Raw genomic sequence first — 20,909 nt, 5'->3', positions numbered from 1 at the left:
CACAGAGGGAGATCATGACCTCCACCAATCCCGCCGCGGCCGGCCAGGGCGCGAGCTACGCCGCCGCCGGAGTGGACATCGAGGCGGGCGACCGCGCCGTCGAGCTGATGAAGGAGTGGGTGAAGAAGGCCCGCAGGCCCGAGAGCATCGGCGCCCTGGGCGGCTTCGCCGGACTCTTCGACGTCTCCGCCCTCAAGGACTACCGGCGCCCCCTGCTGGCCTCCGCCACCGACGGCGTGGGCACCAAGGTCGCCATCGCGCAGAAGATGGACGTCCACGACACGATCGGCCACGACCTGGTGGCGATGGTGGTGGACGACCTGGTGGTCTGCGGCGCCGAGCCGCTGTTCATGACGGACTACATCTGCGTGGGCAAGGTCGTCCCCGAGCGGGTCGCGGCGATCGTCAAGGGCATCGCCGAGGGCTGCGTCCTGGCCGGTTGCGCGCTGGTCGGCGGGGAGACCGCCGAACACCCCGGGCTGCTGGGCCCCGACGAGTACGACGTGGCCGGCGCGGGCACGGGCGTCGTCGAGGCCGACGAGGTCCTGGGCGCGGATCGCATCCGCAAGGGTGACGTGGTCGTCGCGATGGGGGCCTCCGGTCTTCACTCCAACGGGTACTCGCTGGCCCGGCACGTGTTCTTCGAACGGGCGGGCTGGACGCTGGACCGGCACGTCGAGGAGTTCGGCCGCACCCTGGGCGAGGAGCTGCTGGAGCCGACCAAGATCTACTCGCTGGACTGTCTGGCGCTGATCCGCGCCACCGAGGTGCACGCCCTCTCGCACATCACCGGTGGCGGACTCGCCGGCAACCTGGCCCGAGTCGTCCCCGACGGCCTGCACGCCACCGTGGACCGTTCCACCTGGACGCCGGGACCGGTCTTCGACACCGTCGGCCGACTCGGACGGGTCGAGCGGGCGGAGCTGGAGAAGACCCTCAACATGGGCGTCGGCATGATCGCCGTCATGCCGCCGGAGTCCGTCGACGCCTCCCTGGCCCTGCTGCGGGAGCGAGGCGTGGACGCCTGGCCGGCCGGCGAGATCACCGAGCGGGGCGACCACGCCGAGGCGGTGGCCCTCACCGGGGACTACGCGTCCTGAGCGAGCGGCATGACCGGAACGAGAGTGCACCAAAACCCGGTCCGGTGTGACCCGGACCGGGTGGTGGTGATCGGTATGAGACCGCTGTGTTCAGTGGACGACGGCGTCAGGCGCGGCGTCGGTGGTTCGACTGGGAGGAGGAGTGGCGCGCGTCGGGCGACTGGTCGTCGTCCTCCGCGTCCTCATCGTCGTCGTTGTACAGATCCGCGTACCGTGCGTACGGGTCGTCCAGCTCATCGTCCTCGAACCGTCCGCCGTTCGGCGGCTGACTCGACGTCGATGCGCCCAGCTCCTCAGCCAGGCGTGCAAGATCAGTCCCACCGCTGTTGTACTTCAGCTGGCGGGCGACCTTTGTCTGCTTGGCCTTGGCCCGGCCGCGCCCCATGGCTCGACCCCCTCAACGACGGGGCTCAACGGCCCCAGAGTCTTGACACGCGTTCACGATGCGGAGCGGACCCTCGATGCGATCGAGAGACCGTCCGTGGAGCTTCAACGGTACCTGCTTCCGTGCCCGTACGGTACGCCGCCCGCACGACACGGCAGGTGCCCGCCCCGCCTGGTGACCATTTCTTCGCTGGTCAGTGACGATTTTACCTTCTGTCCGCCCGGTCACCCGCCCAGGGGTGGTGAGGGATGTCTCCCCCTCACCACCCGTCACCGTGAGTGACGTCCCGGTGGGCGTTCGGTCAGCGTGAGGCCCGTGGGTCAGGACCGGCCGGCCCGTCGGGCGTCAGCCATCCGCTGCTCGGCGATGCGGTCCGCCGCGACCGCCGGGGGCACCCCGTCGGCCTTGGCGCGCTCGAAGATCGAGAGGGTGGTGTCGTAGATTTTTTCGGCCTTTGCCTTCGCACGAGCGAAGTCGAAGCCGTGGAGCTCGTCCGCCACCTGGATCACGCCGCCGGAGTTCACCACGTAGTCCGGCGCGTAGAGGACGCCCCGGTCGGCGAGGGCCTTCTCGACGCCCGGATGGGCGAGCTGGTTGTTGGCCGCGCCGCAGACCGCCTTGGCGGTGAGGACCGGAACGGTCTCGTCGTTCAGGGCACCGCCGAGCGCGCAGGGCGCGTACACATCAAGGCCCTCGGTGCGGATCAGCGTGTCGGTGTCGGCGACCGCGGTCACCTCCGGGTGCGCCGCGCGGATGGCGTCCACCGCCTCGGGGCGCACGTCCGTGACCACGACCTCGGCGCCGTCCTTGACGAGGTGCTCCACCAGGTGCCGGCCGACCTTGCCGATGCCGGAGACGCCGACCTTGCGACCGCGCAGCGTGGGCTCGCCCCACAGGTGCTTCGCGCTGGCCCGCATGCCCTGGAAGACGCCGAAGGAGGTGAGCACCGAGGAGTCGCCCGCGCCGCCGTTCTCGGGGGAGCGGCCGGTGACCCAGCGGCAGGTGCGCGAGATCACGTCCATATCCTGCACGTAGGTGCCCACGTCGCACGCGGTGACGTAGCGGCCACCGAGGGAGGCCACGAAGCGTCCGTAGGCCTCCAGCAGCGCCTCGCTCTTGAGCTGGTCGGGATCGCCGATGATCACGGCCTTGCCGCCGCCGTGCTCCAGTCCTGCGAGGGCGTTCTTGTACGACATGCCCCGGGCGAGGTTGAGCGCGTCCAGGACGGCGGCCTCCTCGGGATCGTCGGCGGAGGCGTAGGAGTGGAACCGGGTGCCGCCGAGGGCCGGGCCCAGGGCGGTGGAGTGGATGGCGATGACGGCCTTCAGACCGCTCTCGTGGTCCTGGCAGAGCACGACCTGTTCGTGGCCGCCCTGGTCGGAGTGGAACAGGGTGTGCAGGGCCTTGGTTTCGACCGGTCCGTCGGCGCTGACGGCGGGACGTACGTCAGTCACGGTGGTGACTCCTGTATGTCGCGGAAGGGATGCCCTCCCGATTCTCCCCGCTTGTGGCGGAGACCACGGGGGCGGGCCGGATGGCACGAGGGTACGGCTTGCCGGCCCCCGGGGGTACAGCGAAGCGGAATCGGTGCCACGATCGGGGTATCGAACTGCCGTCGTCCACGCTCGACCAACCGCTCCGGGAGGAAGAAACCCGTGGCCCTCACTACTCCGGTGGTCGTCCCGTACGCGTCGTACCTGCGGGTCTACGAACCGCTGGCCGCTTTCCCCGAGCCGGAGCGCTCGCACTGGGCCCGCTACGCCAGACGCGATCGACTGCCCGGCGCCCAGGACGAACTGCGCCGATCCCTGGCGGATCTGGTGCCGGTGCCGCCCGTGGTGGTGCCGGTGCGCGAGAGCGCGGACGCGTTCGTCGCCGAGGTGGACGGGGTGCTCTGCGTCTGTCCCTGGCGGACCAGGCTGCGCGGTTGGCAGGCGCTGTCCCGGGTCGGCGACGAACTGCCGGCGCCGGTCCTGGACGCGGCGGTGCCACCGGTGGTGCGGCGTGAGGCGGCGGCGGACTACGACCGTTGGCGCGAGCGGAACCCGGACGCCAGGCCGTGGATCCGCTCGGCGGCGTGGCACGTCCCGATCCGTTGGTTCGTGCTGTTCGCGGACGAGGAACGCGAGTACGGCAAGGGGACGGGCGGAGGCGTCGGGAGCGGCGGGGAGGAGTCGCTCGTCCTGCGGTACCGCACCCCGATGGTGCAGGCCCGGCGGCGGGTGGCGCGCGGACTGAAGGTTTTGCGCGAGAAGTTGGAGGACAATCCGCTCGTCGAGGCGCTGGTGGACGTGGGGCGCTGGCTCGAGGAGTTCCACCCCCGTTCGCTGGTGGAACTGGACTACGGCGGACTGGTGTATACCATCTCCGAGGAGCAACTCGCCGCGGATCACTCCGCGGCCGACACCGCGGAGGGCCTGGCGGCACTGCGCGAGGGGGACGGGGAGCGGGCGAGTGCCGCGTACGAGCGGCTGACCGAGCGCTGGCGGGCGGTGCGCCAACGAGGGCTGGCCAGTTGAGGCGTGCCGGTGACGGTGTTTTGGGGGCGCGTGCGCTCCGCGCGTGAAGGGCCTTCTCGATCCTCGCGATCCGGGTTATCGGCTCAAGCGTGATGGAAAGCACTTACCGGGGTCTTGTCATCAAGGTCACCTCTCGTGTCAAAATAGGACAAGGAGTCCGGAGAGGGCTTCATCCGGCCAACCAAGGTCGGAACCATCGGTATTGCACGTCTCCTCGGGGGCTGAAGGGCTCTGCTCACGTTGTAACCGATCGTCACGATGGAGTGACTGTCCGTTATGGCATGGTCCATCGGGTTCCGCCGAGGTTGGACACCTGCGAGGGCAATTCCATCGGTTTGGCCGACGTGGCTGGACAGATGGTGTAGTTGTAGTGCCGAGGACAAGCCGTTCGTCCTATAACCGACTCGGCCCGCGTCCGCCATTTCGGGCAACGTGGGTCAAGGTGCAGAATTTAGAGGAAAGAACCGTGATGGTTCGGTTCTCCCGAGGAGGCCGCTCATGACCGCTCGCACCCCTGATGCCGAGCCGCTGCTGACCCCGGCTGAGGTCGCCACCATGTTCCGTGTGGACCCGAAGACGGTCACGCGCTGGGCCAAGGCAGGCAAGCTCACGTCCATCCGCACGCTCGGAGGGCACCGCCGCTACCGCGAGGCGGAGGTGCGCGCCCTGCTGGCGGGTATCCCGCAGCAGCGCAGCGAGGGCTGAACAACCCCGTAGAAAACGGGCGTACAGGGACCCCCATCCCGCTCCATCGCCCGTCCGCACCACCTGTCAGGCCAGTGTCCCCCACGTGGTCTGAACATCGACCGCGCTGGGCTCCGCCGGGCCCAGTGCGGTCTTTCGTATGCGTGGAGGCCCCTGTGGCCGGAGGTCGAAAGCCTCCGGCCACAGGGGCCTCCACGCGTCAACTGACGTGCTCCAGCGGCAAGTTGATCACCCGTCGAGTGTCCTTCGGCCGCGCGGGGAGTGCGGCGGGACCGTGGGGAAGGCCGCCGGGAGCGAGCTGTGCAATGGCACATATTAAATTTGGCGAGCCGGAGAAGGGGGTGAATTCCCCCTCTTGGTGAACCGATTCGGTGACTCCCGTCACAGCGCACACCTCTTGCTCGCGGCAACTACCGTGCGGTAATGGGAAATAAGCGTACGACGGCTCGCTTCCGGGGCCATGACGGCCGGAAAGCGGCATGCGGTCGGCCGGCTCACCGCCCGCCCACGGTGGCCGGTTCACCCTCGCCCTGTTCCTCGTCCGCCACCGCCTCACCCGGTGTGGCGACCGCCGGCGACGGAGACGGAGACGGAGGACCGTCGGGGGAAGGCTCGGGGGAGAGTTCGGGTTCGGGACGCGCCCGGGGGCGCTCGTTCGCCGGCTCCATCGCCAGGAGCCGCAACCGGTGGCAGACCGGACAACGGTGGGTCGCGTGACCGTAGCGGGCCGCGGCCGCCAGATGGGCCCTCAGCAGGGCCCGTATCTCGTGCCGCGGGGAGCGAGGGGGATTCGGAGTAGTCGGCATGGCGCCCACCTCCCTTGTAGCAGGGGTACCCGCACCCCGCCGGGGCGTCAAGACGGCCCGCCGGCACATGGCACGGGAAGGTGCCGGAGCGGTGACGGGAAAACGGCGGGAAAGGGAGGGAGGGGCGAGGAGGGGCGCGGAAGGACGGGAAAGGGGAGAAGAACAGCCAACGGCCCGAGTCCGCTGGGGACTCGGGCCGTTGCGAGGGCGGTCCTGACGGGATTTGAACCCGCGGCCTCCACCTTGACAGGGTGGCGAGCACTCCAAACTGCTCCACAGGACCTGGAAACCACAGTCGGATCTCCGTCGGATCTCCGAGCTGCGAGAAGAGACTCTACAGCAGCTCAGGGTCATTAGGCGAACTCACCGACCGTGGTCGTGGCGCTACGGCGCCGCCGCGTCCACGGCCTTGACGATGCGCTTGTCCGACACCGGGTACGCCGTGCCCAGGGCGTGCGCGAAGTAGCTCACCCGCAGTTCCTCGATCATCCAGCGGATCTCCCTCGCCTCGCGCGGCACCGGCCGCCCCGGCGGGAACTGCTCCAGCAGCCACTCGTACTCGTCCCGCATCTCCTTCACCTTCGCCATCCGGGCACGGTCCCGATCGACGTTGGTGGGGAGCTGCTGGAGACGGCGGTCCACGGCCACCAGGTAACGCAGCAGGTCCGGCAGGCGTTTGGCGCCGTGCTCGGTCACGAAGCCGGGGCGGATCAGCTCCGAGAGCTGCTCCCGCACGTCCGCCAGATTCGGCACGAGTGCCGGACTGCCCGACAGTTGAGGAGTCTTCAGGCGGCGCTCACACGTCTGCCAGGCGGCGAGCACTTCCCGTACCTGGCGGACGGTCGCCACCGTCGCGTCGACGATGTCGGCGCGCACCGCGTCGAAGAGCTTGCGGAAGCCCTCCTCATCCCAGGCCGGACCGCCGTGCGCCGCCAACAGGCGGTCGGCGGCGGCCGTCACGCAGTCGTCGAACAGGGCCTGGACACTGCCGTGCGGGGAGGCCGCGAGAGCCAGCCGGTCGTGGTTGGAGAGCCGGTCCTGGGCGAACTTGGCGGGGTTGGAGGGCAGGTTCAGCAGGACGAGCCGGCGAGTGCCGCGCCACATCGCCTGCCGCTGCTCCTCCTCGGTGTCGAAGAGCTTCACCGACACCGAGTCGCCGTCGTCCGTCAGCGCCGGATACGCCTTGACCGGCTGCCCCGCCCGCCGGGTCTCGAAAGTACGGGGGAGTGTGCCGATCGTCCAGGAGGTCAGCCCGGTGCGCTGCTCGACGCGGGGCCCCTCCTTCGCGGAGTCGAACGCCTTGGACAGGGCGGCCCGGGTGCGGGGCCGCAGGGCGACCCTCAGCTCCTCCAGGTCCTTGCTCTCGGAATCGCCGGAGAGCTTGCGGCGACGCTCGTCCACCACCCGGAAGGTGATCTTCAGGTGGTCGGGGACCTTGGAGAGATCGAAGTCGTCCTGCTCCACCCGTACGCCCGTCATCCGCGTCAACTCGCGCGCCAGCACGGCCGTCAGCGGCTCCCGCAGCGTCCGCTCGGGCACCCGGCCGCCGTCGGAGACCATCTCCAGGAAGCGCCGGGCGAAGTTGGGCGCGGGCACGCAGTTGCGGCGGATCGCCTTGGGCAGGGAGCGGATCAGCTCGGTGACCAGGTCCTCGCGCAGGCCCGGGATCTGCCAGTCGAACCCCTCGGAGGCGACCTGGTTGAGCACCTGGAGCGGGACGTGGACGGTCACGCCGTCGGCGTCCGTGCCCGGCTCGAACTGGTACGTCACCCGGAGCCTGAGCTGCCCCTGCTGCCAGACGTCCGGGTAGTCGGCCTTGGTGACCTCCTCGGCCCGCTCGTTGATGAGCATCGACTTCTCGAAGTTGAGCAGGTCCGGCTCGTCGTGGCGCTTCTTCTTCCACCAGGAGTCGAAGTGCGCGCCGGAGACCACGTGCTCGGGGATGCGCCGGTCGTAGAAGTCGAACAGCGTCTCGTCGTCGACGAGGATGTCGCGCCGTCGGGCCCGGTGCTCCAACTCCTCGACCTCGTCCAGCAGTTTGCGGTTCTCCCGGAAGAACTGGTGGTGGGTGCGCCAGTCGCCCTCCACCAGCGCGTGACGGATGAACAGGTCACGGCTGGTCTCCGGGTCGATGCGCCCGTAGTTCACCTTGCGCTGCGCGACGATCGGGATGCCGTAGAGCGTCACCTTCTCGTACGCCATCACCGCCGCCTGCCGCTGCTCCCAGTGCGGCTCGCTGTAGGTGCGTTTGACCAGGTGCCCGGCGAGCGGCTCGATCCAGTCCGGGTCGATCTTCGCGTTGACCCGCGCCCACAGCCGCGAGGTCTCCACCAGTTCGGCCGACATCACCCAGCGCGGTGGCTTCTTGAACAGCGCCGAACCGGGGAAGATCGCGAACTTGGCGCTGCGCGCGCCCAGGTACTCGTTGTTCTTCGCGGCGTTCTTCGTGGTGCTGTTCGTGGCGTTCTTCGCGCCTTCGCCCCCGGCGTCCTTGAGCCCGATGTGCGACAGCAGTCCGGCCAGCAGCGACTGGTGGACGTGGTCGGGGGCCGCCTCCTGGTCGTTCAGGTGGATGCCCATGGACTTCGCGACCTGACGGAGCTGGAGGTAGATGTCCTGCCATTCGCGTATGCGCAGGTAGTTGAGGAACTCCGACTTGCACATGCGACGGAAGGCCGAGGAGGACAGCTCCTTCTGCCGCTCCCGCACGTACTTCCACAGGTTGAGCAGGGTGATGAAGTCGCTGTTCTCGTCCCGGAAACGGGCGTGCTGCTGGTCGGCCTGCTGCTGCTTGTCGGCGGGACGCTCGCGCGGGTCCTGGATGGACAGGGCCGCGGCGATCACCATGACCTCGCGGACGCAGCCGTTGCGGTCGGCCTCCAGCACCATCCGGGCCAGCCGCGGGTCCACCGGGAACTGGGCCAGCTTCCGGCCCGTCTCCGTCAACCGCTTGCGCGGGTCCTTCTGCTTGGGGTCGAGGGCACCCAGCTCCTCCAGCAGTTGCACGCCGGCCTTGATGCTGCGGTGGTCCGGCGGGTCGATGAAGGGGAAGCGCTCGATGTCGCCGAGCCCGGCCGCGGTCATCTGGAGGATGACGGACGCCAGGTTCGTCCGCAGGATCTCCGGGTCGGTGAACTCCGGACGGGAGAGGAAGTCCTCCTCGGAGTACAGCCGGACGCAGATGCCGTCCGAGGTGCGTCCACAGCGCCCCTTGCGCTGGTTGGCGCTGGCCTGGGAGATCGGCTCGATGGGCAGCCGCTGGACCTTGGTGCGGTGGCTGTAGCGGGAGATGCGGGCGGTGCCGGTGTCGATGACGTACTTGATGCCCGGGACGGTCAGCGACGTCTCGGCCACGTTGGTGGCCAGCACGATCCGCCGCCCGCTGTGCCGCTGGAAGACGCGGTGCTGCTCGGCGTGCGACAGCCGCGCGTACAGCGGCAGCACCTCCGTGAAGCGGAGGTTCTTCTTGTTCAGCGCGTCGGCGGTGTCGCGGATCTCCCGCTCACCGGAGAGGAAGACCAGGATGTCGCCCGGCCCCTCCGCCTGGAGCTCGTCCACCGCGTCGCAGATCGCGGTGATCTGGTCCCGGTCCGGGTTGTCCCCCTCCTCCTCCAGCAGCGGCCGGTAGCGGACCTCCACCGGGTAGGTGCGGCCGGACACCTCGATGATCGGGGCGTCGCCGAAGTGTCGGGAGAACCGCTCGGGGTCGATGGTCGCGGAGGTGATCACGACCTTCAGGTCCGGACGGCGCGGCAGGAGCCGGGCGAGGTAGCCCAGCAGGAAGTCGATGTTGAGGCTGCGCTCGTGTGCCTCGTCGATGATGATCGTGTCGTACTGGCGCAGCTCGCGGTCGGTCTGGATCTCGGCGAGCAGGATGCCGTCCGTCATCAGCTTGACCAGGGTGTTCTCACCCACCTGGTCGGTGAAGCGGACCTTCCAGCCCACCGCCTCGCCCAGCGGGGTGCGCAGTTCCTCGGCGACGCGCTCGGCCACCGTGCGGGCCGCGATCCGCCTCGGTTGGGTGTGGCCGATCAGGCCCTTCACCCCGCGCCCCAGCTCCAGGCAGATCTTGGGGATCTGCGTGGTCTTCCCCGAGCCCGTCTCACCGGCGACGATCACCACCTGGTGGTCCCGTATCGCCGCCAGGATCTCGTCCTTCTTCTGGCTGACGGGGAGCTGCTCGGGGTAGTCGATCGCGGGCACGGCGTCCCGCCGCACGGCGACGCGCAGCTCTGCCTGCTCGATCTCGGAGGCGATCTCGGCCAGGACGGCCTGCCGCGCCTCCGGCTTGCGGATGCGGCGGGTGCCGTCCAGCCGCCGCCCCAGCCGCTGCCGGTCGCGCGGCATCAGCTCGGTCAGCCGTTCCAGGAGGGCGGGGAGGGTGGGATCAGACACAGTGGACATACGGACTCCAGGATCGCACCCGCGCCGAGTGCCGAGCGAATCAATTCACCGGGACCTTCGGGCGCTATGCGGTCTTGTGGGGCATTTGTCTGGCTAGGGTGAGGCGCATGAGCGACCAGCGCCACCCCCTCTCGCACGGTCCGCGCGGTACGCCCGACTCACATGATGCCCGTGCCCACGGTGGAACCGTGTCCCGGTGGTGGGGGCGTTTCAAGGAGTCGCCCTTCCTGCCCGCCACCGTGCTGGTGCTGATCATCGGTGCGGCGGCCGGGCTCTTCGCGGGTTCGTACACCTACGCCATGGCCGACCCCACCCCGCGCCGCATCCCCGTCGCGGTCGTCGGCCACACCGCGGCGCACGAGGAGCGGGCGGAGGTCTTCGCGGACGCCATGAGCGAGGACCTGCGTTCCTCCCTGGAACTGCACGAGTACCCCACTCGCGCGGCGGCCGAGGACGCCCTGGAGGCCCAGAAGGTCTTCGCCGTCCTTCTCGTCCCCGCCGACCTCGATCGGGAACGGCCGGTGCTGAACGTCTCCGGCGCGTCCGGCGCCTCCGTCGCCGAGCTGCTGACGCAGGCCGCCCGGGCCGTGGGCGAGGAGACCGGGCTGCGAGTCACGGTGCGGGACGTCAAACCGCTGGACCCGGGCGACCCGCGCGGCCTGGCCCTGTTCTACGTCACCCTCGCGGCGGTGGTCGCCGGCTTCATCGGCGCCATCCAGCTCAGCGTCAACGCCAAGGCACTGAACCCGCCCGAGCGGATCGCCTTCACGGCCGCGTACTCCCTGCTCGGAGGCTTCTCCATCACCGCCATCGTGGACTGGGGGCTCGGCGCGGTCGACTTCCCCTTCGTCCACTCCTGGATGATCCTGGCCCTGACCATGTTCGCCTCCGGCATGGTCTTCACGATGTTCCAGACCCTGATCGGCCGCTGGGCCATGCTCCCCACCTGGGGCCTGATGGTCCTGATCGGCAACCCCTCCTCCGGAGGCGCCGTCTCCTGGCCCCTGCTGCCCTCGCCCCTGGGCACGATCGGCCGCTGGCTTCCCCCGGGCGCCTCCGTCAACGCCCAGCACACGGCCGTCTACTTCCCCGGCCACCGGCACGTCCAGCCCTACCTGGTGCTGGCCGGCTGGGCGATCGTCTCCTGCGCCGTCTTCTGGGTCTGGCGCCACCGTCACCCGGGCGGACGCGAGACCGACGGCCCGTAGCGGCCGGCCGGACGTGGTTGTCGGTGCCACCCCCACCGTTCGCGGCATGGGAGCGATCGGGGAGCACGCACGCCTCACCCCGGACGAGTTCGAGTGGATGCTCGGCGACTCGGAGTGGGCGCATGGGTTCGTCCTCGCCTTGCGCGAGGCGGCCTGGGGCACCGAGACGTCCGCCGAGGAGGCCCGCTGCCTGGACGTCGACAAGGTGCGGGACGCCATCCGCGTCCTGCTGGAGCGCGCCGCCTTCCCCGCCTTCCCGTCGACATCGTCTTCGGCGAGGAGGCGATCCCGGGCGCCGGCGACCGGGTGGTCACACCCCGCCCCGCCACCTCGTCCCCGAGCGCGTGGCCGCCGCGGCGGAGTCCCCGGCCGGGCTGCCGTTCGAGGCACTGACACGCGAGGTCCGCGCGGCCGACCCGGCCGAGGCGGACGTGTACCCGTCCATCCGGGACGAGGTGGGAGAGCGTGCCGGAGTACGTGCGCGGGCACTACGGGGAGCCGAGGCGCTTCCTCACCGCCGCGGCCCGCGAGGGCGACACCGTACTGATGTGGATTTCCTGACGCGCCCTCCGCCGAACACCGCCCTCCTTCGCCGTTGCGGGAGATCGGGGGCGGCGTGGCCGGGGCACACCGTGGTCAGTGCCGCCCGCTCCCCGCAGGGCCGTGGTGCTCGGCCAATGCCCATTCGGACGACAGCTCGCCTCCAGGCGGTAGCCGGCGTGCCTCGGTCTTGGGGTAGCAGGGGCAGCCATACGGGCCGCCGGACGGAAAGATGTGGTCCCCGAGAGCGTTCGGATACGGAAGAACCCCCGGCGAGCGAGCTCGCACGGGGGCTTTCCTGCGGTGGCTGGGGCCGGGGGCGAACCGGCGACCTTCCGCTTTTCAGGCGAGTTGATCGTACGGAGTGGATCACCTTCCGGCCCGGCAACGACCGAGGTTGACAGCTCATGACGTACGGCTGCGTACGGCGGCGTTCGCTGACGTTGCCGTCAGACTGCCGTCAGCCGCGTCCGGTGACGGCCCGGTTGATGCGCACAGACCGACCTGACCGCCGCCGTACAAGTTCGATCGATGCGCCGGTCAATGCTGGACTGCCGCGCCCCGGGGCGCGCTCCCGCTCCGTAGCGCGCCATTCAGGTCTGCGCCTGTCCACTGCTGTTGGCGTCAGGCATAGATGTCAGCTCTGGTACGGCGTCGAGCTGTAACCAGACACCCAAGGGAATGCGGGCAAAGCCCTCAAGAGCCAGACAAGCCCTGGTATGGCACGCTACTGTGCGCGCACGCTGGTTTAGTGGTCATTTTCGGTGGGGGAATCTCTGTGCGCATCCGTACGGTCGTGCTTTGTGCCGCTGCGCTTGCCGCTCTGGTGGGCTGCTCCTCGGACTCCACCGATGTGCCAGCAAGGACGGGGGGGCGAGAGACCGTCGCTGCCAGCCCGTCTATCGCCAACTTCGTGGGCAGGACCAAGGGAGAGACAGAGGCTGCCCTGAGCGACTCAGGGGTCTTGTTCGGCTTCCGAGACACGGAGAAGGAGTACCGAAGCGGCCCTGAGTACGACTCATGGGTGGTGTGCGGCCAAGAGGTCAACGGGCAGGCGGCCTCGTTCACCGTGGCGGCGAGCCGGCAGGAGTGCGGGCTACCCCCCGATGAGGAGACGCCCGAAGTACCGTCAAAGCCTTCCGGGGCCAGCGAGTCGCCCGAGACAGACGACTCGACGCAGGCAACCGAGCGGGACTCTCGTTATGCGGCTGCGGTCAAGGCACAGGCACCGTCGCTGGCACGCGCGGAAGACGGTGCTCTCGGTGCTCAGGGGCAGGCCGTGTGCACGCTGCTGGACATGGGCGATAGCCCGGAGGAGGTGGTCGAGACCATGCAGGGCGGATACCCGGGAGAGGCAGGCCGAGTGATGGTCATCAAGGCGCCTCCCGTCTACTGCCCGGAGCACTCGGCCTCCGTGAGCGAGGCGTTGGAGTAGCGCTGTGGGTCAACCGCAGGAGGGCCATTAGCTGCGATAACGGCTCAGGAGGCCCAAAACTGCTCAGTTACTGGTGCGATCACTGCCTTGTAAGTTCGATCACTGAAGCTGTGCACTCATAGGTGTTGGGGCCTCCTACTGTTCTACTAGACCGTTCCAGGGTATGGCTGTGCGCTGTCGTTGATGTCAGGAGTCGAAGAGCCATGAGTGCGGGAGGGCTCCAACGGGTCGTCCGGGCGGTCTGCCATCTGGTGCGGTCACGTGGGCGTTTGAACTTCGCGCAATAGTGTTCCATGACACCCCACAACAGACTCTGAGAGGCCGGTGGTGTCTCCCAGCCTGCTGTACGGCAGTTCAGCCAACACCATCGTTTACTCTCTTCGGCGTCCGTATGATCTGACGCATGCCGGATGCTCTGAACCCGCGAATGAGTAATTGGCTTCGGGGGACCACGATCCGCTCTCCTCTCCTGGGATCCCTGCTGAAGGGGGGAAAGTAGCTAATGACTGGACCAGCACGAACCATTGTTACCGCAGTAACCACTGATGCTCTAATCGAGCATCGTCGCGAGATTGCCGACTTCAAGGAGCGCATCAGAAATCGCCGCCTGCAGATTGCCGGACTTTACGGCACTCCAATCGTCATCGCTGCCACGCTGCTTACTTGGGTCAGTCTAAAGGTTCTCGTCTGGCTGAACTCGGACACTCCGACTGCAATTAACGGAATATTCGGCGGCGCTACCTTGATTTTAGTTATCGCCTTTATTGCCCAGGCGATCGCCGAGTTCTCTGAACCTGCAACCTGGAGAGATGCTAAGACCCCGGTCAGGAAGCTCCTTCTTGAGCTTTCTTTGGCTGAGGAGTGGCACATCCTAGAAGCTAGACGGCGCACTCCTCCTCCTGTCGACCGACAGGCATCATATAAGGAAAGGCTGCCAGCGGAGGTAGCCCGGTTGCGCGCAGAGTCACGACACTATCGGCGTGTTCATCTCGTGATGCAGTGGCTACTTTTCCTTAGCTCGGCAGGGGTCTCCGCAGTAACCGCTTGGTACGATCCGCCTCAACCCGGAAAGGGAGTGCTAATCGCTCTTGGCTTCACTGTTACGGTGATCACTGCAGCGGCTGGATACTTCAAGCCGCGAGAGAGAGCCTTCAATCTTCAGCAAACGGCAGACAGTATCGAGGAACACGCGACTGCTTTGGATTTGGGTATTGCTCCGTACAATGCGGCTGAAGAATCCATAAACCTCGAAAACTTTGCCACCGCTGTGGAAAAACTGCGCGCAGAACAGCGCATGAGGGAACAGCAACTTGACCAGCCGCAACAGGGACAGCAGCAGATCATCTAGTCTTCTGAGTCAGGAGTTCTGTTCAGAAGTGTAGGCTCGGCGCATGGCGCGTACCGGGCGGCCAAAGGCCGAATTGATCCTGACGGACGAGGAGCGGGCCGCGCTGGAGGGCTGGGTGCGGCGCCGTTCCACCCCGCAGGCCTGGGCGCTGCGCTGCCGGATCATCCTGGCCTGCGCCGAGGGAGCGACGAACAAGGACGTGGCGGCCCGGCTGGGCACCACGGCCCATGCGGTGGGCCGGTGGCGGGCCCGGTTCGTGCTGTACCGCATCGCCGGATTGGGGGACATGCCGCGCTCTGGAGGCCCCAGATCGGTGAGCGACGAGCAGGTCGCCGCGGTCGTCACCAAGACGCTGGAGACCGCGCCGCGGAACGCCACGCACTGGTCAACGCGGTCCATGGCCAAGGAGATGGGTCTGTCGCAGTCGACCGTCTCGCGGATCTGGCGGGCCTTCGGCCTGCAGCCGCACCGGTCCGAGACCTTCAAGCTGTCCACCGACCCGTACTTCGTCGACAAGGTGCACGACGTGGTCGGCCTCTACCTCGATCCGCCCGAGCGGGCGCTGGTGTTCTGTGTGGACGAGAAGAGCCAGATCCAGGCGCTGGACCGCTCCCAGCCGGTGCTGCCGATGATGCCGGGAGTTCCGCAGCGGCTCACCCACGACTACGTCCGCGCCGGCACCACCACCCTCTTTGCCGCCCTGGAGGTGGCCACGGGGAAGGTGATCGGCTCCCTGCACCGCCGGCACCGCGCCGAGGAGTTCAACAAGTTCCTGGTCAAGCTCGACAAGGAAGTGCCCGCCGGTCTGGACATCCACCTGGTGCTGGACAACTACGCCACCCACAAGACCCCCGCGATCAAGAAGTGGCTGCTGGCTCATCCCCGGTTTCACCTGCACTTCACCCCCACCGGGGCGTCCTGGCTGAATCTGGTGGAGCGGTGGTTCGCCGAGTTGACCAACAAACAGATACGGCGAGGCGTCCACCGCTCCGTCCAGGCCCTCGAACGCGACATCCGCGACTGGATCGCCAGGTGGAACACCAACCCCAGGCCCTACGTGTGGACCAAGACCGCGGACGAGATCCTCGAACGCCTCGCTGCATATCTGAACAGAATTCCCGACTCAGGAGACTAGCTGGATGGCGAGACGTAGCAAAGGGCGCTGGTCTGTTGGCCGTCGCCATAGTGGTGCGTGGTCTCGCCGATCCTGCGCCACCCAAGGCGCTCGTAGAGGCGTATGGCGGCGGTGTCCTTCGTCATGACGTCGAGCACCAGGCGGAGTCCACGGGCCTGCGCGTAGGTCGTCGCGGTCCGCATCAGCTTCTCGCCCAGGGCTTGCTTCCGGGCGCTCTTGGTCACGAAGAGTCGGCCGAGTACGGCCACGCGCTCATGACTCTCTCCGCTCTGCCGGGTCCAGAGAGACACGGCGTCCTCGCCGTTGGGGCTCATCACTGCCACATGTCCGATGACCTGGTCGTCGGCCTCTGCCACCCAGGAAGCCAACACGTCATCCGACCGCAGCCAGGCTTCCGGGTCGGCGACCCCTTCGACGGGATACCCGTCCGTCGCGTGCACCTCCACCAGTGCCGCCGCTGTGCCGGGCAGATCGGCTTCCTCGAACGGGCGGACTCTCGGGCTTTCCATGCGGACTCCTGGCTACTCGACGGGCAGTTCGTACAGTAATCCGGTCTGGTCCGCGCGGTGCACGTAGCGGGAGACCTCGAAGGGAACGCCGTCCTGGTCGAGGCTGGTGTGCGGCACTTCCAGGACCGGGACACCGGGCAGGAGCTCCAAGACGGCGGCTTCCTCCGGCGTCGGCATGCGAGCGCTGATCTCGTCGCGCACGCGGGTCATGACGTGCCCCGGCTCTTCGAGTCGCCCGTAGACGCCGTGCGGGCCGGTCTTGGGCCGCATGCGCGGTGCCCTGCGTCTCGTCTTACCGGAGGTAGATCGAGGCGATCTGTGCCGGCTCATGGCCTGGCACGTTCAGGCGCCCGGCGATGTCCTGTGGCGGTGTTTCCGAGCGGAGGAGCCGTCCCGGCTCGCGCACGAGGATTCCGCGGCCTTGCCGGGTGGAAAGACGTGGGTGCCGAGAGTGTTCGGATACGGAAGAACCCCCGGCGAGCGGGCTCGCACGGGGGCTTTCCTGCGGTGGCTGGGGCCGGGGTCGAACCGGCGACCTTCCGCTTTTCAGGCGGACGCTCGTACCAACTGAGCTACCCAGCCGCAGCGGTCCTGACGGGATTTGAACCCGCGGCCTCCACCTTGACAGGGTGGCGAGCACTCCAAACTGCTCCACAGGACCAGATTGTACGAGCACTAGTCTCGCACAGGGTGGTGCGTGCCCCCAACGGGATTCGAACCCGTGCTACCGCCTTGAAAGGGCGGCGTCCTGGGCCACTAGACGATGAGGGCTGATGGCCCACCTGGGCGCTTCTCAGCGCGTCGGGGACGTGAGAAGCATATGGGATGGCGGGACCGTTCGCCAAAACCGTTTGTCGGAGGTGTCTCGGAAGGGAGCCCGACGGAGGTCCGCGGAAGCTAGTCGGACGGTGTTCGGGAGGGGGTCGGTGAGGGGGTGGGCGAGGGAGTCGGGGACGGCGTCGGGGTGGGGGAGCCGGGCTCCGCCTCCTCCGGCAACCGGCGGCTGACCTCGGCCGTCGTCAGCCCCAGGCCGCCAAGGGTGATCTCGTCCCACGCCTGGAGCCGCTTGGTCTCCTGGTCCAGGTAGAGGACGGTGGCCGTCACCTTCTGCGGCTCGTCGCCCTCCACGGCGCGCAGGCCGCCGCCGCCCGTGGAGCCCATCACCATCAGCCGGGTGCCGTCCTCCATCACCCGCGTCTCGCGTTGGTGGGTGTGGCCTGCGAGGACCAGCGGCACGTCGCCGTCCGTCTCCTGGGCCGCCATCGGGTTGTGGGCCGCCGCGATGTGCACCGGCTCGCCCCTCCCCTCGCTCTCGCGCAACGCCCTGGCCAGCTCGCGGCCGGCGGTGCGCTCGGCCGGGTCGCCCTTGGCCACCACCGAGCGGTCCGGCGTGAACTGCGGGTCGCCGATGCCGGCGATCCGCACGCCGCCCGCGACGACCGACTCGCCGTCGTCCAGGACGTGGGTGTTCTCCAGGCCCTCCAGGTACTCCTGGGTGACCTCCGAGTCGTGGTTGCCGCGCACCCACACGTACGGCGCGTCGAGGTCCTCCACGGGGTCGAGGAAGCCGTTCTCGGCGGCGGTGCCGTGGTCCATGGTGTCGCCGGTGTCGATGATCACGTCGATGTCGTACTGCTCGACCAGGGACGCGATGATGTGCCACGCGGCCGGGTTGAGGTGGATGTCGGAGACGTGCAGCGCCCGGATGGTGCTCGGGTCGGGCCGGTAGGTGGGAAGGGTGGAGGTGGCGTCGTACAGCTTGGTGACGTTGGTCACCAGCCGGGCCAGCTCCTGCTGGTAGACGTCGAATTCGGTGACGATGCTCCGCGCGGTGCCGACCACGCTCGGCGCGCCGGCCAGCAGCCCGGAGAACCTCGGCTCCAGCACCGACTTCGGGTTCCACGTCGCGTACGCCGTCGCGCCGGACGCGGCCAGCAGCGCCAGGGCGAGTCCGCCCGCCGCGAGCGCGCGCCGCGGGCGCCGGTAGACGGCCAGGCCGAGCGCCGTGGCACCGGTGAGCACCGCGACGCAGGACCGCACGGCCAGGTCCCGCGTACCGGTCCGGACGTCCCGCGTGATCTCCTCCTCCAGGCCGCTGATCCGTTCCGGGTGGTCGACCAGGGCCCGGGCGCGCTCGGGGTCGAGCCGGTCGATGCCGACGTGGAGGCCGAGCGGGGCGACGTGGCTGTCCAGTTCGAGCGCGCCCAGCGGCGGCACCTCGATCTCCGTCCCTCCGGCGGACGAGGGGCGCAGCGACATCCTGGTGTCCACCGGCCCCACGGGGGCCTTCACACTGCCCACGACGAGCAGCCCGAGCCAGGCGCCCAGCAGCGTGACGGCGACCAGCGCGAGCGCGCGAGCCCAGGGACGGGGGGTGTGGACGAGGGAGAGGGTCGGCGTCGGGCGGTGTGCCCGGCGGCGTCGGGGAGAGCGTCGGAGGGAGCGCCGAAGAGAGCGGGGAACGGCTGCGGCGCTGCGGGCGAGACCCCGGAGCGGCCGGAGTGGTTCACGGCTCATGCCGTGCCATATGCCCTGCTCGTCCAGGGACTATGCGGTTCCGGGACCGGGCGGCGTGGCGGACAATGGGCGCGTGCTGGAGATGACGCGCGAGGAGTTCGAGGAACTGGTCGCCGAGGCGCTCGACCGGATTCCTCCGGAACTGACGCGGCTCATGGACAACGTGGCGGTGTTCGTGGAGGACGAGCCCCCCGCCGACGACCCGGAGCTGCTCGGGCTGTACGAGGGCACGCCGTTGACCGAGCGCGGCGAGTGGTACGCGGGGGTCCTGCCGGACCGGATCACCGTCTACCGCGGCCCCACCCTGCGGATGTGCGAGCGGGACGGTGGCGGCCGGGAGATGGTCGTCGAAGAGGTGGAGATCACGGTCGTGCACGAGATCGCCCACCACTTCGGCATCGACGACGAGCGGTTGCACGCCCTGGGCTACGGGTGAGCCACGGGGGGCGGGAGGACGGGTCGGGCGAGCCCGTCGACCCGGACGTCGATCTGCGGGTGCCCGCCCAGCGGGCCGAGACCGCCGGTGGGCGTGCCCGGGCGGTCCTCGCTGCGATCGCGGCGGGCGGGGCGCTCGGCGCGACGGCCCGCCACGGTCTCACGCTCGCCTGGCCCACCCCGCCGGGCGGTTTCCCCTGGGCGGTTCTCGTCGTCAACGCGGTGGGCTGCGCGCTGATCGGCGTGGTGATGGTGCTGGTGAGTGAGCACGGCCGGGTGCGGCATCCGCTGGCGCGGCCCTTCCTCGGCGTGGGCGTGCTGGGCGGCTTCACCACCTACTCCGCCCACGCGCTCGACGCCGTGCGGCTGCTGGAGCGGGGCGGGACGGGCGCCGCCCTGGCGTTGGCGTATCTGGGCGGCACGTTCGCCGTCGCGCTCGGCGCCGTGTGGGCTTCCGCCGCGGCGACCCGGGCGGCGGTGGCGCGGTGAGCGCGCCGGACTGGCCGCTGGTGGCGCTCGGCGGGGCGGCCGGGGCGTGCCTGCGGTACGTGGTGGACCGCGCGGTGCAGGCGCGGCACGAGTCGGTCTTCCCCTGGGGCACCCTCACCGTCAACGTGGTGGGCAGTCTGCTGCTGGGGCTGGTGGCCGGGGCGGCCTGGGGCGCCGTCGGGCCGCAGGCGCGGGCGCTGCTCGGCACGGGGCTGTGCGGTGCGCTGACGACGTACTCGACCTTCTCCTACGAGACGCTGCGGCTGGCCGAACGCGGCCGGCGGCGCATGGCGGCGGCATACGCGGTGGTCACCGCGGCGGTCGCCCTGGGGGCGGTTTGGGTGGGCCTGGCCCTCGCGCGTTACCTGGCCGGCTGACGGGAGTTGGGCAGTGAGCCCGTCCCAGTTCCCTTTCCCGGAGGTGCCGCCCCGTGCGCCGAGACCGAACCGCTCCCCGCATCCCGTCCCGCACGTCCGTCCGCACCGGTGGGCGCGCGGGGGTCCGCACGGCCGCCGGCGCCCTGCTGCTCGCCGCCCTCGGCGGCTGTGTGACGGTCGGCCCACCGCCCGACGGGGACGGCGCCGAACGCCGTCCGGTCGGACACCGGGAGTCCCGGGGCACCGACGGCGTTCCCACCGGGAGCGCGGTGGTGCCGCGCGGTGGGGAAGGAGGGCGGGACGACGGTCGCGGGGAGCCGGCGAGGGGCGGGGACGACAAGGGGAGGAAGGACCGCGAGACGTCCGGTTCGCCGTCCGCGTCCTCCTCCCCGTCCGCGAGCGCGTCGCGCTCGGCGCGGCCGTCGCCGTCGGCCGGCAAGGGCGGCCGGCCGTCCGCACCCCCCTCGCCCACGCGCGGTGCCGGCACCCCGCCTCCTCCGAAGCCCACGCCTCCGCCCGCCGACCCGCCTCCGTCCGGCGGTGGTGGGGACGGCGGCGGCGACGGCGGTGGCTCCGGTGACTCCGGCGGCGGGGGAGGGGACGAGGGCGGGGGTGACGGGGCCGACGGCCCCGCGGGAGGAATCGGGGCGGAGAGCGACCCGCGCGAGGTGTACGCCTCCTACGAGGCCGACGTCGGAGGGACCGGCCGGCCCGCCGAGGGGCTCGGCGCCGGCCTCCCCTTCCCGCACGGCCCCGGTGGGGGGTTCGGCGGGACGGGTCGGTAGACTCGCCGACCGGTCGTGACCGTCGTCACAAGAGTCTTCCCGCGGAAGGGATTTGCGCCCGGGGGCGCCGGGCCGTATGGTGGTAGATCGTTTGATCCCATTTGCCCGGCGCCGTTTGACAGCGCGCCGCGTGGCGCGTTCCTTGGCTGAGCCGTGGCTGACCGCATCGAGGCGGTCGTATGCGAAGAACACGGAGTTGTGGGCGCGTGCCA

Annotated in this window: 18 protein-coding genes, 4 tRNA genes and 1 pseudogene; 12 read left to right on the top strand and 11 right to left on the bottom strand. The window is 69.4% G+C overall.

Annotated features, from left to right (window positions below):
* Positions 1 to 14 precede the first annotated feature (14 nt).
* On the top strand, positions 15 to 1,100 hold the full coding sequence (gene purM, locus IF47_RS0118325) for a phosphoribosylformylglycinamidine cyclo-ligase (protein WP_031509897.1): 1,086 nt from the start codon (positions 15 to 17) through the stop codon (positions 1,098 to 1,100).
* Between the two features lie 106 nt (positions 1,101 to 1,206).
* Here the strand turns inward: purM and IF47_RS0118320 are convergent, their stop codons facing one another.
* Both IF47_RS0118320 and IF47_RS0118315 read right to left on the bottom strand, forming a co-directional pair.
* On the bottom strand, positions 1,207 to 1,485 hold the full coding sequence (locus IF47_RS0118320) for a DUF3073 domain-containing protein (RefSeq protein WP_031509895.1): 279 nt from the start codon (positions 1,483 to 1,485) through the stop codon (positions 1,207 to 1,209).
* Positions 1,486 to 1,805: 320 nt separating this feature from the next.
* A complete protein-coding gene (locus IF47_RS0118315) occupies positions 1,806 to 2,939 on the bottom strand; it encodes a Leu/Phe/Val dehydrogenase (RefSeq protein ID WP_031509894.1) in 1,134 nt (377 codons plus the stop codon).
* 201 nt (positions 2,940 to 3,140) lie between these two features.
* Here IF47_RS0118315 and IF47_RS0118310 point away from each other — a divergent pair, with 201 nt between their 5' ends.
* The gene (locus IF47_RS0118310; RefSeq protein ID WP_031509893.1) at positions 3,141 to 4,004 is read left to right on the top strand and encodes a DUF8083 family protein; all 864 of its coding nucleotides are present in this window, start codon (positions 3,141 to 3,143) and stop codon (positions 4,002 to 4,004) included.
* 498 nt (positions 4,005 to 4,502) lie between these two features.
* Positions 4,503 to 4,709 carry a developmental transcriptional regulator BldC gene (bldC, locus tag IF47_RS0118305; protein WP_020869672.1) on the top strand — a complete coding sequence of 69 codons (207 nt, stop codon included), beginning with the start codon at positions 4,503 to 4,505 and terminating at the stop codon, positions 4,707 to 4,709.
* A 494-nt stretch (positions 4,710 to 5,203) separates the two neighbouring features.
* Here the strand turns inward: bldC and IF47_RS31625 are convergent, their stop codons facing one another.
* The 3 genes from IF47_RS31625 to hrpA form a co-directional block, all read right to left on the bottom strand.
* Entirely contained in the window at positions 5,204 to 5,515 is a 312-nt protein-coding gene (locus IF47_RS31625; protein WP_078591940.1) for a DUF6274 family protein, read from the bottom strand.
* Between the two features lie 208 nt (positions 5,516 to 5,723).
* Positions 5,724 to 5,798 (bottom strand) — tRNA-Asp (locus tag IF47_RS0118300).
* 101 nt (positions 5,799 to 5,899) lie between these two features.
* Positions 5,900 to 9,919 carry an ATP-dependent RNA helicase HrpA gene (gene hrpA / locus IF47_RS0118295; RefSeq protein ID WP_031509892.1) on the bottom strand — a complete coding sequence of 1,340 codons (4,020 nt, stop codon included), beginning with the start codon at positions 9,917 to 9,919 and terminating at the stop codon, positions 5,900 to 5,902.
* A gap of 107 nt (positions 9,920 to 10,026) precedes the next feature.
* Between hrpA and IF47_RS0118290 the strand changes: the two genes are divergently transcribed.
* The 5 genes and pseudogenes from IF47_RS0118290 (at position 10,027) to IF47_RS0118275 (ending at position 15,585) form a co-directional block, all read left to right on the top strand.
* The gene (locus IF47_RS0118290) at positions 10,027 to 11,127 is read left to right on the top strand and encodes an ABC transporter permease (protein ID WP_425423615.1); all 1,101 of its coding nucleotides are present in this window, start codon (positions 10,027 to 10,029) and stop codon (positions 11,125 to 11,127) included.
* 122 nt (positions 11,128 to 11,249) lie between these two features.
* Positions 11,250 to 11,522: pseudogene (locus tag IF47_RS31620) on the top strand (hypothetical protein); the annotation flags it as partial.
* A gap of 1,058 nt (positions 11,523 to 12,580) precedes the next feature.
* On the top strand, positions 12,581 to 13,102 hold the full coding sequence (locus IF47_RS0118280) for a DUF732 domain-containing protein (RefSeq protein ID WP_157840002.1): 522 nt from the start codon (positions 12,581 to 12,583) through the stop codon (positions 13,100 to 13,102).
* A gap of 502 nt (positions 13,103 to 13,604) precedes the next feature.
* A complete protein-coding gene (locus IF47_RS30790; protein ID WP_157840001.1) occupies positions 13,605 to 14,450 on the top strand; it encodes an SLATT domain-containing protein in 846 nt (281 codons plus the stop codon).
* 43 nt (positions 14,451 to 14,493) lie between these two features.
* Positions 14,494 to 15,585 (top strand): IS630 family transposase, encoded by a 1,092-nt coding sequence (locus IF47_RS0118275; RefSeq protein WP_031509888.1) that lies wholly within the window; start codon positions 14,494 to 14,496, stop codon positions 15,583 to 15,585.
* On the opposite strand, the gene IF47_RS0118270 is transcribed toward IF47_RS0118275, so the two are convergent.
* The 6 genes from IF47_RS0118270 to IF47_RS0118245 form a co-directional block, all read right to left on the bottom strand.
* Entirely contained in the window at positions 15,582 to 16,094 is a 513-nt protein-coding gene (locus IF47_RS0118270; protein WP_031509887.1) for a GNAT family N-acetyltransferase, read from the bottom strand. The genes IF47_RS0118275 and IF47_RS0118270 overlap by 4 nt on opposite strands.
* A gap of 12 nt (positions 16,095 to 16,106) precedes the next feature.
* On the bottom strand, positions 16,107 to 16,364 hold the full coding sequence (locus tag IF47_RS30275) for a UTRA domain-containing protein (protein WP_425423614.1): 258 nt from the start codon (positions 16,362 to 16,364) through the stop codon (positions 16,107 to 16,109).
* A 238-nt stretch (positions 16,365 to 16,602) separates the two neighbouring features.
* A tRNA-Phe gene (locus IF47_RS0118260) sits at positions 16,603 to 16,676 on the bottom strand.
* A 4-nt stretch (positions 16,677 to 16,680) separates the two neighbouring features.
* A tRNA-Asp gene (locus tag IF47_RS0118255) sits at positions 16,681 to 16,755 on the bottom strand.
* 37 nt (positions 16,756 to 16,792) lie between these two features.
* Positions 16,793 to 16,865: transfer RNA gene (locus tag IF47_RS0118250), tRNA-Glu, on the bottom strand.
* Positions 16,866 to 16,991: 126 nt separating this feature from the next.
* The gene (locus IF47_RS0118245) at positions 16,992 to 18,611 is read right to left on the bottom strand and encodes a metallophosphoesterase family protein (RefSeq protein ID WP_051717849.1); all 1,620 of its coding nucleotides are present in this window, start codon (positions 18,609 to 18,611) and stop codon (positions 16,992 to 16,994) included.
* Between the two features lie 73 nt (positions 18,612 to 18,684).
* Between IF47_RS0118245 and IF47_RS0118240 the strand changes: the two genes are divergently transcribed.
* The 4 genes from IF47_RS0118240 to IF47_RS30785 are packed head-to-tail and all read left to right on the top strand — an operon-like array spanning position 18,685 to position 20,697.
* Positions 18,685 to 19,047 (top strand): metallopeptidase family protein, encoded by a 363-nt coding sequence (locus tag IF47_RS0118240; protein ID WP_031509885.1) that lies wholly within the window; start codon positions 18,685 to 18,687, stop codon positions 19,045 to 19,047.
* Positions 19,044 to 19,535 (top strand): fluoride efflux transporter FluC, encoded by a 492-nt coding sequence (locus IF47_RS0118235; RefSeq protein ID WP_031509884.1) that lies wholly within the window; start codon positions 19,044 to 19,046, stop codon positions 19,533 to 19,535. The genes IF47_RS0118240 and IF47_RS0118235 overlap by 4 nt, the downstream gene beginning before the upstream one ends.
* On the top strand, positions 19,532 to 19,912 hold the full coding sequence (crcB, locus tag IF47_RS0118230) for a fluoride efflux transporter CrcB (RefSeq protein ID WP_031509883.1): 381 nt from the start codon (positions 19,532 to 19,534) through the stop codon (positions 19,910 to 19,912). The genes IF47_RS0118235 and crcB overlap by 4 nt, the downstream gene beginning before the upstream one ends.
* Before the next feature lie 53 nt (positions 19,913 to 19,965).
* Complete coding sequence (locus IF47_RS30785; protein ID WP_037732887.1) at positions 19,966 to 20,697, top strand: hypothetical protein; 732 nt, start codon at positions 19,966 to 19,968, stop codon at positions 20,695 to 20,697.
* Positions 20,698 to 20,909 lie beyond the last annotated feature (212 nt).

Origin of the sequence: Streptomyces megasporus (genome assembly GCF_000718985.1) — a bacterium.
Classification (GTDB): Bacteria; Actinomycetota; Actinomycetes; order Streptomycetales; family Streptomycetaceae; genus Streptomyces; species Streptomyces megasporus.
This window is presented reverse-complemented; position numbering and strand designations above follow the sequence as displayed.